At 77.2% G+C, this 9,475-nt stretch carries 8 protein-coding genes and 1 pseudogene; 8 read left to right on the top strand and 1 reads right to left on the bottom strand.

Annotation, left to right across the window (positions count from 1 at the left end):
• The 8 genes and pseudogenes from IE312_RS43110 to IE312_RS34095 form a co-directional block, all read left to right on the top strand.
• Positions 1-317: pseudogene (locus IE312_RS43110) on the top strand (glycosyltransferase family 1 protein); the annotation flags it as partial.
• Positions 314-1,735 carry an exopolysaccharide biosynthesis polyprenyl glycosylphosphotransferase gene (locus tag IE312_RS34125; RefSeq protein ID WP_189986101.1) on the top strand — a complete coding sequence of 474 codons (1,422 nt, stop codon included), beginning with the start codon at positions 314-316 and terminating at the stop codon, positions 1,733-1,735. The pseudogene IE312_RS43110 and the gene IE312_RS34125, both read left to right, overlap by 4 nt.
• 2 nt (positions 1,736-1,737) lie before the next feature.
• Positions 1,738-3,120 (top strand): O-antigen ligase family protein, encoded by a 1,383-nt coding sequence (locus tag IE312_RS34120; RefSeq protein WP_189986100.1) that lies wholly within the window; start codon positions 1,738-1,740, stop codon positions 3,118-3,120.
• Entirely contained in the window at positions 3,117-4,913 is a 1,797-nt protein-coding gene (murJ, locus tag IE312_RS34115; protein ID WP_229900767.1) for a murein biosynthesis integral membrane protein MurJ, read from the top strand. Before IE312_RS34120 ends, murJ begins: the two co-directional genes overlap by 4 nt.
• Positions 4,897-5,658 carry a polysaccharide deacetylase family protein gene (locus tag IE312_RS34110; RefSeq protein WP_189986099.1) on the top strand — a complete coding sequence of 254 codons (762 nt, stop codon included), beginning with the start codon at positions 4,897-4,899 and terminating at the stop codon, positions 5,656-5,658. The genes murJ and IE312_RS34110 overlap by 17 nt, the downstream gene beginning before the upstream one ends.
• Positions 5,655-6,812, top strand: a complete 1,158-nt coding sequence (locus IE312_RS34105) for a glycosyltransferase (protein WP_189986098.1) — start codon at positions 5,655-5,657, stop codon at positions 6,810-6,812. Before IE312_RS34110 ends, IE312_RS34105 begins: the two co-directional genes overlap by 4 nt.
• Positions 6,809-7,465, top strand: a complete 657-nt coding sequence (locus tag IE312_RS34100; RefSeq protein WP_189986097.1) for a lipopolysaccharide biosynthesis protein — start codon at positions 6,809-6,811, stop codon at positions 7,463-7,465. Before IE312_RS34105 ends, IE312_RS34100 begins: the two co-directional genes overlap by 4 nt.
• Positions 7,462-8,661 (top strand): GNAT family N-acetyltransferase, encoded by a 1,200-nt coding sequence (locus IE312_RS34095; protein WP_370467658.1) that lies wholly within the window; start codon positions 7,462-7,464, stop codon positions 8,659-8,661. Before IE312_RS34100 ends, IE312_RS34095 begins: the two co-directional genes overlap by 4 nt.
• Here IE312_RS34095 and IE312_RS43105 read toward each other — a convergent pair.
• The coding region (locus IE312_RS43105) for a glycoside hydrolase family 26 protein (protein ID WP_229900766.1) at positions 8,658-9,475 on the bottom strand (818 nt) is incomplete at its 5' end. The genes IE312_RS34095 and IE312_RS43105 overlap by 4 nt on opposite strands.

Genomic DNA, 9,475 nt, shown 5'->3' with positions numbered 1-9,475 from the left:
GCGCGGCACTCGCCGCCCGGGGGCGCCGGCACGTCCTGTCCACGCACGACGTGCGCCACACCGCCGAACGCTTCACGGCCCTCTACGGCCGGCTCCTCGACACCACGGGCCCCGACGTCGGCACCACCGACCCCGACCCCGACACCGCCGGCCCCAACCACGGCACCACCGACCCCGACCTGCGCACCACCGACACCGACCCCGACACCCCCGCCCCCGACCTCCACACCACCGGCCCGGACCGCGGTGCTCCGGCGGTGCTTCGCGAGACAGCCCGGCCCGTGCCGGCCGAACGCAGGGAGTCCCTCCAGTCGTGACCGCGGAAAGCACCGTTCCGTCCTCCGGCGCCCAGCCGCGGGACCACGGGTACTCCCCCGTCTCCGTCCTGCCGGCGCGCCCCGCCGGCGGCTTCCGGTTCCCGCCGCGGGGCCGGCCGGCCCGGCCCGGCTCGCCGCTGCCCCTGCTCGCCGCCGACCTGCTCGCCGCCCTGGTGGGCGCGGCCGCGCTGGGTGACGCCACCCACCGCCCGCTGCTGGTCGCCGCGCTGGTGTCCGGCGCGCTGCTGCTGCGCCCGCGCGCGGCGCGCCCGGTGCCCGGGGTGCTCGACGAACTGCCCGCGGTGTGCGGGCGGATCGCGGCGGCCTGGCTCGGGCCGGCCGCGCTGTTCGCCGCCCACGACCCCGGACGCGCCCTGACCGCCCGGACGCTGCTGCTGGGCTGCGCGCTGCACGCGGCGGTGGCCGGTGCGGCCCGGGGCGCGGTGCACTGGCGGCGCCGGACCGTGCTGCGCCGCCACCCGCACACCGCCCTGGTGATCGGGCCCGCGGCGACCGCGCAGCGGGTGGCCGCGGCCCTGCTCCGGCATCCTCGCTGCGGGGTACGGCCGGTGGGCCTGGTCGCCGACCGGCCGGCCCGGACCGGCGGGCTGCCGGTGCTGTCCACCGGCGAGGAGGTCGAGCGGGCGCTCATCCAGAACGGGGTACGGGTCGTGCTCACCGTGGACCCGGCCGTGCGCACCGCGCAGGCGCCGCTGCTGAGGGCGCTCGCCGAGTCGGGCTGCACGGTGTGGGAGGCCGACGCGGACAGTCCGGCGTACGAGATGCCGGACCAGCTCGCCGGGTTCGCCGTGCGCCGCCTGGCGCTGGGCGTGCCACGGCGGACGGGCGTCGCCAAGCGGCTGCTGGACGTGCTGGTGTCCGGTGCGCTGCTGGTGCTGGTCAGCCCGCTGCTGCTGGTGTGCGCGGTGGTGCTGCGGCTCACCGACGGACCCGGTGTCGTGTTCCGGCAGGAGCGCATCGGCAAGGACGGCCGCCCCTTCACCCTGCTGAAGTTCCGCACCCACCGCCCGGTCGACGAGCACGAGTCGGCCACCCGGTGGAGCGTGGCCGGCGAACCGGAGATGAGCCCCTTCTGCCGGGTCCTGCGGCAGACCTCGCTGGATGAGCTGCTGCAGCTGTGGAACGTCTTCCGGGGAGACATGAGCCTGGTCGGACCGCGGCCCGAACGGCCCTACTTCGTCACCCAGTTCAGCCAGACCTACCCCGGTTACGCGGCCCGCCACCGCATGCCGGCCGGTCTCACCGGGCTCGCCCAGATCAACGGGTTGCGCGGCGACACCTCCATCGAGGACCGGGCGCGCTTCGACAACGCCTACATCGACAACTGGTCGCTGTGGCAGGACATCTGCATCATGCTGCGCACCGCCGCCGCGCTCGTGCGTCCCACGGGGAGCTGACGATGGCCCTCGCCCTGCCGTTCCGCCGCCCCGCACGGTTGTCCCCGGTGCTGCCGGTGGTGGCCGTGATGGCGCTGCTCGCGCTGCCGGCCGCCCCCGGCGGCGAGGGCGGCGCGGGTCCCGCCGACGCGCTGTCCGCGCTGGTCGTCCTCTTCTGCGCGGTGCGCCTGCTGCGCGCGCGCCGGCGCCCGCTGTCCCGGACCGCCGCGGTGCTCCTCGGCCTGCCGGTGGCCGGTGTCGCGCTGGCCGCGCTGCACGCGGTCTCGCCGGGTGCCGGGATCACCGGCCTGGGCCGCTACCTCCAGGTCTTCGTCCTGGTCCCGGCCGCCGTGCTGCTGCTCATCCGCGACCGGGCCGACTTCCGGCTGCTGGCCTGGGCGTTCGTAGCCCTCGCCGGGTGGCAGGGCGCGGTCGGCGTGCACCAGTACCTCACCGGGACCGGAGCCTCGTACCAGGGCCGGGACGTCCGGGCGGTCGGCACCTTCGGGGCGTCGGACGTGATGGGCATGGCGACGGTGGTGTCCTTCGGGCTGGTGTGCGCGGTGGGCCTGGCGCTCGGCCGGCCGGCGGTCCGGGAGCGGGCGATCGCCGTCTGCTGCGCGATGGCCCTGGCGGTGCCGCTGGCCCTGTCCTTCAGCCGGGGTGCCTGGATCGCCACCGTGGTCACCCTCACCGTCCAGCTGGTCCTGGCCGGGCCGCGCCGGGCGTTGAAGGCCGGGGCGGTCGTGGTGGCGGCGGGTGTGGTGCTGGTGGGCGGGCTGGGGGTGGGTACGGCGATGCTCCAGGAGCGGATCGACAGCATCACCCAGGTCACCGACGCGCCCGACCAGTCGGTCACCGACCGGTACACCATGTGGGCGGCGGCGACCGACATGTGGCGGGACCGCCCGCTGACCGGGGTGGGTCTGAAGGCGTTCCCCGAGTACCGGGACGGGCACGCCTCGCTCGCGCTGTCCTCGGGCAGTGACACCGGGGGGGCGGGGGCCGCGTTCCGGCGGCAGCCGCTGCTCTCCCCGCACAACATGTATCTGCTGGTCCTGAGCGAACAGGGACTGATCGGGCTGCTCTGCCTCGCGGGCGGCTGGCTCGCCCTGCTCGTCCGCGCCCTGCGGGGCCTGTGGCGGACCCGCGCGGCCGACGGCCGGGGGCTGGACTGCGCGCTGGCCGCCTGCGGGCTGCTGGTGTGGCAGCTCGTGGACTTCGCCTACGCCGACATCGGCGGCCCGGCGACCGCGCTGACGGCGGTGTGCTTCGGCCTGATCGCCTGGTGGTCCCTGTGCGGCGCCGACCAGCTCACGCCCGCCGGGGCCGCCGGGCACACCGGGCGCCCCGGGTACGCCCAGCGTTCCGGGTCCGGGATCCCGGTCAGGAGGGCGGCGCAATGACGCGCCCTCGCACGGACGGGGCACCGGGACCGGAGCGCGACACCGCCGACCCCGCCCCGTCGGCCGTACCCCTCCCCGCCCCGGGCACGGACCCCCCGCACGCCCCGGCCGTCCTCGTGCCCCTGCCCACCCTGCCCGCCCCGGCCCGTGCCCCCTCCCCGCCGGCCCCCCTCGGCCCCGGTCCGGGCACCGTGCCCGCGTCGGGTGCGCTCGGTGACGAACACGGTCCGCCCACCCGGCGGTTCCTCGCCCGGGCGACCCTGGTGACCGCCTCGCTCTCGATCGCGGCGGCGTTGCTCGGGCTGGTGCGGGACCAGTCGCTGGCGCGGCTGTTCGGGGCCGGGCGGGACACGGACGCCTTCCTGGTGGCCTGGACGGTGCCGGAGTTCGCGGCCACGCTGCTGATCGAGGACGGGCTGGCCTTCGCGCTGGTCCCGGCGTTCAGCGTGGCCCTGGCCCGCCGTGCGCAGGGCGTACCCGGGGACCCCGTGCGGTCGCTGGTCGCCGGCACCCTGCCCCGGCTGGCGCTGGCGTTCACGGCGGTCGGGGCGCTGCTGGCGCTGGCCGCCCCGCAGTTCGTCGCCGCGCTGGCGCCGGGCCTGCCCGGTCCGGCCCTCGCCGTGGACTGCACCCGGCTCACCGCGAGCTGCGTGCTGAGCTTCGGCCTCGCCGGGTACTGCAGCGCGGCCCTGCGGGCCCACCGCCGCTTCCTGGCGCCGGCCGCGATCTACCTCGCGTACAACGCCGGCATCATCACGGCGATGTACACGCTCGGCGGCCGCTGGGGCGTGCGGTCGGCCGCGTGCGGGGTCGCGGCGGGCGGCTGCCTGATGGTGGCGGTCCAGCTGCCGCCGCTGGTGCGGCAGTTGCGCCGGAGCCGGGTCGGCGGGGCGGCGCCCGGGACGGTCGCCGCGGCGCGCCCGCTGGACGTACCGCTGCTGGCCACCGTGCTGCTGTTCGCGCTGTGCCGCCAGTCGCAGGTGCTGATCGAGCGGTTCCTCGCCTCGGGGCTGCCCTCCGGGGCCATCTCGCACCTGAACTACGCGCAGAAGGTCGCGCAGATCCCGATGACGCTGTCGATGATGCTGTGCACGGTCACCTTCCCGGTGGTGGCCCGGGCGCTGGCCGACGGCGACACCGAGCAGGCCCGCGGCCGGGTGGAGCGGGACCTGGCACTGGCCGGCCGGCTGGTGCTGCTCGGTACGGCCGCGGTCGTGGCCTGCGCCCCGCAGCTGATAGCCCTGCTGTTCCAGCGCGGCGCGTTCACCGCCCAGGACACCGCGGCGACCGCCGCCGTGATGCGCGTCTACGCGCTGGGGCTGCTCGGCCAGACCCTGACCGGCGTCCTGGTCCGCTCCTACTTCTCGGCGGGCCGGGCCAGCTGGTACCCGGTGGCCGCGATGGCCGCGGGTATCGCGGCCACCTCCTGGATCGGCGCCCGGACGGTCGGGTCGTGGGGCGTCACCGGCATCGCCGCGGCCAACGCGACCGGCATCACCCTCACCGCCGCCCTGCTGCTGGCCGGCACGGGACGGCACGGCGTACCCATCCGGACCGCTCCGGTGCTGCGCGAGCTGAGCCGGCCGCTGCGGGCGGCGGCGGTGGCCGCCGTGGCCGGCGCCCTGGTGGCGGGGCTGCCGTCGGCGGCGCCGGCCGGGCTGGCCGCCGGCGGCGCCACGGTGGCCGCCGTGTTCGTCCTGCTCGCCTGGGTCCTGGGCGCCCAGGGGTTCGCCCCCGCACTCCGCTCCGTACGCATCCTCACCCGAAGGCTCGCCCATGCCGTCCTCCGTTGAGTCCCCGGTCCCCGCCCGGGCACCCGCCACCGGCCGGGTCCCGTGGATCGCCATGTACCACTCGGTCGCCGACTGCGCCGACGACCCGTACCGCGTCACGGTCAGCCCCGGCCGGCTGGAGCGGCAGCTGCGCTGGCTGCGCCGGCGGGGGCTGCGCGGGGTGTCGGTGGCCGAGCTGCTGGCCGCCCGGGCCCGTGGCGGCGGCCGGGAGCTGGTGGGGCTCACCTTCGACGACGGGTACGCCGACTTCCTCGGCAACGCCCTCCCGGTGCTGGCGCGCTGGGGGTGCACGGCCACCCTGTTCGTGCTGCCTGGCCGGCTCGGCGGGGACAACGCCTGGGACCCACTGGGCCCGCGCAAGCCGCTGCTGACCGCCGATGGCATCCGGCGGGCCGCCGCCGCGGGCGTGGAGATCGGCTCGCACGGCCTCACCCACGTCGACCTGACCCGGGCCGACGACACCGTGCTGCGGGCCGAGACCGTGCAGAGCCGGCTGGCGCTGGAGGAGCTGACCGGCGGTCCGGTCGCCGGCTTCTGCTACCCGTACGGCACGGTCGACCGGCGTACCGTGGCGGCCGTACGGGAGGCCGGTTACGGCTACGCCTGCGCCATCGACCCCGGTGAGCTGAGCGGCCCGCACGTCCTGCCGCGCGTGCACATCGGGCAGAACGACACCGCCGTACGCCTGTTCCTGAAGCGCCGGCTGCACCGGCTGCGGCGGCGGCCCGTGGAGGGGCTGCGGTGAGGATCCTGCACGTCATCACCGGGCTCGGGGTGGGCGGTGCCGAGCAGCAACTGCGGCTGCTGCTGCGGCACCTGCCGGCCGAGTGCGAGGTGGTCACGCTGACCAACCCGGGGCCGGTCGCCGAGGGGCTGGCGGCCGACGGGGTGCGGGTGACGCACCTCGGCATGGCCGGCAACCGCGACCTGGCCGCGCTGCCCCGGCTGGCCCGGCTGATCCGGCGCGGCCGGTACGACCTCGTGCACACCCATCTGTACCGGGCCTGCCTGTACGGGCGGATCGCCGCCCGGCTGGCCGGGGTCCGCGCGGTCGTCGCCACCGAGCACTCCCTCGGCGACTCGCAGCTGGAGGGCCGGCCGCTCACCGCGGGGGTGCGCGGGCTCTACCTGCTGGGCGAACGGCTGGGCCGGTGCACGGTCGCGGTCTCCCCGACGGTCGCCGGCCGGCTCGCCCGCTGGGGCGTCTCCGGGCCGCGCGTCGCGGTCGTGCCCAACGGCATCGACCTCGCGCGGTTCGCGTACGACCCGGACGCCCGGCCGCGCACCCGTGCCCGTCTCGGGCTGCCCGCCGACGCCTTCGTCATCGGCGGCATCGGCCGGCTGGTCCCCGGCAAACGCTTCGACGTCCTGGTCCGCGCCCTCGCCGCGCTGCCCGCCGACTGCCGGCTGCTGCTGGTCGGCGGCGGCCCGGAGGAGTCCGCGCTGCGGCGGACCGCGCGCGAGACGGGGGTGGCCGGCCGGGTGGTGTTCGCCGGTGAGCGGCCGTACCTGCCCGACGGCTCGCCCGGCCCCGGACTGCCCGAGCTGGCCTCGGCGATGGACGTGCTCGCCGCCCCCTCCCCGGAGGAGGCGTTCGGCCTGGCGGTCGTGGAGGCGCTCGCGGCCGGGCTGCCGGTCCGCTACGCCTCCTGCCCGGCCCTCGAGGACCTGCCGTCCGAGGCCGCGCCGGACGCGGCACGGGTCCCCTGCGACGCCGGCGCCTACGCCCGGGCGCTCGCCGAGGTCCGCGCCGCCGGGCCCGGCCCGCGCACCGCGCCCGAGGCCGCCCGCCACTACTGCATCACCCGCAGCGCCGCCCGGCTCATGGACGTCTACACGGCGGCGCTCGCCCGTACCGTCCCCCCGTCCCGATCCCCTCAGGGAGTCAGCCCGTCATGACCGAGCAACACACCCGGCACCACGCCACCGTCCGCCCTTCCCGGCTCCGTGCGCTGCCGCCCTGGTCGCTGGTGGCGGCCGGCGTCCTCGCGGGCGCCCTGCTGGGCGGCGGCTACGGCGTGCTGACGCCGCCCCGGTACACCGCGACCAGCTATGTCGTCGCCGTCCCCGGCGAGCGCACCGACACCGCCACCGCGCTCGGCTTCGCCCAGGCCTACGGCCGGATCGCCACGGAGGGCGCGGTGCTCGCCGACGCCCAGGAGCGGGCCGGGGTGCCGGTGGCCACCCTGCGCGCCAGTGTGCGCACCGCGACCTCGCCGGACGCGCCCATGGTCGCCGTCTCCGCCACCTCCGTCCGCCCGGCGCAGGCCGCCGCCATGGCCAACGCGGTCGCCGGCGCCCTCACCCGGCACGCCGGGGCGGCCGAGGCCGAGACCCACGTCGGGCTGCTCCAGTTCTCCCGCGCGGTGCGGCCCAGCGAGCCGGCCTCGCCGTCGGCCGGGGTCACCGGTCTGGTCGGGGCGAGCGCGGGCGGGCTGCTCGGCGCGCTGGCCCTGCTGGTACGGCCGAGGCGCCGGCCGCAGGAGTGGGCCGCGCCGGCGGCCTCGGTGCCCCAGCCGGCCGTCGCCGTCGACGCGCGCGGCCGGCTGTGACCGCCACCGTCCCGGCGGGTGCCGCGCGTCCGGCACGCCCCCCGGCCCGCCCCTCGGACCGCGCCACCGCCCCCGCCCCGGACCACGGCACGGCCCCCGTCACCGAACTGGTCACCGAAGTGGTCACCGACGAGGACGCCTTCGCCGCGCTGGCCCCCGCGTGGGAGCGGCTGTTCGGGCGCTGCGCCGCCGCGACCCCGTTCCAGACGCACGCCTGGCTGTACTCGTGGTGGCTGTCGTACGGCCGGCCCGGGCGGCTCCGGCTGCTGGTGGTGCGGGCCGGCGGCGAGCTGGTGGCCGTGGCGCCGCTGATGCTGGTCCGCCGCCCGCTGCCCGCGCTGGTGCCGCTCGGCGGCACCGTCTCCGACTACGCCGACGTGCTGCTGGACGACGGCGACGACGGGCGGGCGGCCGAGGCGCTCGCCGGGGCGCTCGCGGACGCGGCCCGCACGGCACTGGTCGACTTCCGCGAGGTGCGCCCGGGCGGCGCGGTGGAGCGGGTCTACGACCGCTGGCCCGGACCGTGCCGCGCGGTCCCGGACTCGCTGTGCCTGGAGCTGCCCGCCGTCCCCATGGACGAGCTGGTCGCCCGGCTCCCGTCGAGCAAGACCGGCCAGCGGGCCCGGGCCAAACTGCGCAGACTGGCCGCGCTGGGCGTGCGACGGCGGGCGGTGGACCCGGAGGAGGTCCCGGCGGCGCTCGGCCGGCTGCTGGAGCTGCATGCACTGCAGTGGCAGGGGCGGAAGGTGACGAGCGAACACCTGCGGCCCCGGTTCCGTGAGCACCTGGTGCGCGCGGTGGGCCCGATGGTGCGCTCGGGCAACGCGGTGGTCACCGAGTTCCTGCTCGACGACGAGGTGGTGGCCGTCGACCTGACCCTGCTCTCGGACAGCCTGTCCGGCGGTTACCTCTACGGCGCCCACCCGGTGCTGCGGCAGCGGAAGGCGGACGTGGCGGTGATGCTGCTGGACGCCTGCACCCGGCACAGCGGCGGCGGGCAGCGCGGCGCGCTGAGCCTGCTGCGCGGCGACGAGCCGTACAAGCACCACTGGCGGCCTCGACGGGTCGTCAACCGGCGGCTGCTGCTGGCCCGGCGGCGCACCGCCTGGCTGCTGGCGGCCGTGCTGTGCGACACGGTCGCCCGGCAGCGGGGCAGGGAGGTGCTGCACCGGTGGCGGGGAGGCAACCGGGGTTAGCGGCTCGGCGGCCACCGGTCCTGGCGGACGCAGGGCGTTCGGCCGAGCCAGTACGCGACCCAGTCGCCCAGGTCCAGCGGTGTGCAGCCGGCCGGGGGCGTGGTGGCGGGCGCCGGCTCGGGCGTGGGAGACGGGGTCGGGGTGGGGGCCGGGACCGGCGTCGGGGTGGGGGTCGGGACGGGGGTCGGGACCGGTGGGGGCAGCGGTGCCGGGCGCTCGGTGCGGCCGTACAGGGCGGTCCGGTAGACCTGCGACGCGCGGGGGTTGGCCGCGCACTGCCACACGCCGTGCGGGCAGTAGTCGGTGAGCGTGTTGTACAGCGGCTGGTGCTCGTCGATCCAGGCGAGCATGCGCCGCATGTACTCGGCGTTGTCGCCGTTGCGGAACAGCCCCCATTCCGGATAGGAGACCGGCTTGCCGTGGGCTCGCGCGAAGTCGACGTGCTGCTGCAGGCCGTAGGGCTCCCGCACCTGTTCGTCGAAGGTCACCCCGCTCGGCTGGTCGTAGGAGTCCATGCCGATGATGTCGACCGTCCCGTCCCCGGGGTAGCAGGCGGTCCACGGCACGGCGTCCCGGCCGCGGCTGGGCGTGAAGTCGAACCGGAAGCGCTGGCCGGGCACCGCGCGCATGGTGGCGACGATCCGGTTCCAGTAGGTCTTCCACGCCTCCGGATCGGGTCCGCAGCGGTGGGTGTAGGTGATGCCGTTCATCTCCCAGCCGAGCACGATCACCGTGTCCGGCACCCCCAGCTCCACCAGCCGCTCGGCGAGGACACGGAAGTGGCGGTCGAACGCGCCGGCCGCGGCCTGCCGCA

Source organism: Streptomyces capoamus, assembly GCF_014654935.1.
Classification (GTDB): domain Bacteria; phylum Actinomycetota; class Actinomycetes; order Streptomycetales; family Streptomycetaceae; genus Streptomyces; species Streptomyces capoamus.
This window is presented reverse-complemented; position numbering and strand designations above follow the sequence as displayed.

What these genes read in the sequence shown, in the direction of transcription:
- IE312_RS34120 (WP_189986100.1), top strand. Translation starts at nt 1,738, where the DNA reads ATGGCCCTCGCCCTGCCGTTCCGCCGCCCCGCACGGTTGTCCCCGGTG.
- murJ (WP_229900767.1), top strand. Translation starts at nt 3,117, where the DNA reads ATGACGCGCCCTCGCACGGACGGGGCACCGGGACCGGAGCGCGACACC.
- IE312_RS34110 (WP_189986099.1), top strand. Translation starts at nt 4,897, where the DNA reads ATGCCGTCCTCCGTTGAGTCCCCGGTCCCCGCCCGGGCACCCGCCACC.
- IE312_RS34100 (WP_189986097.1), top strand. Translation starts at nt 6,809, where the DNA reads ATGACCGAGCAACACACCCGGCACCACGCCACCGTCCGCCCTTCCCGG.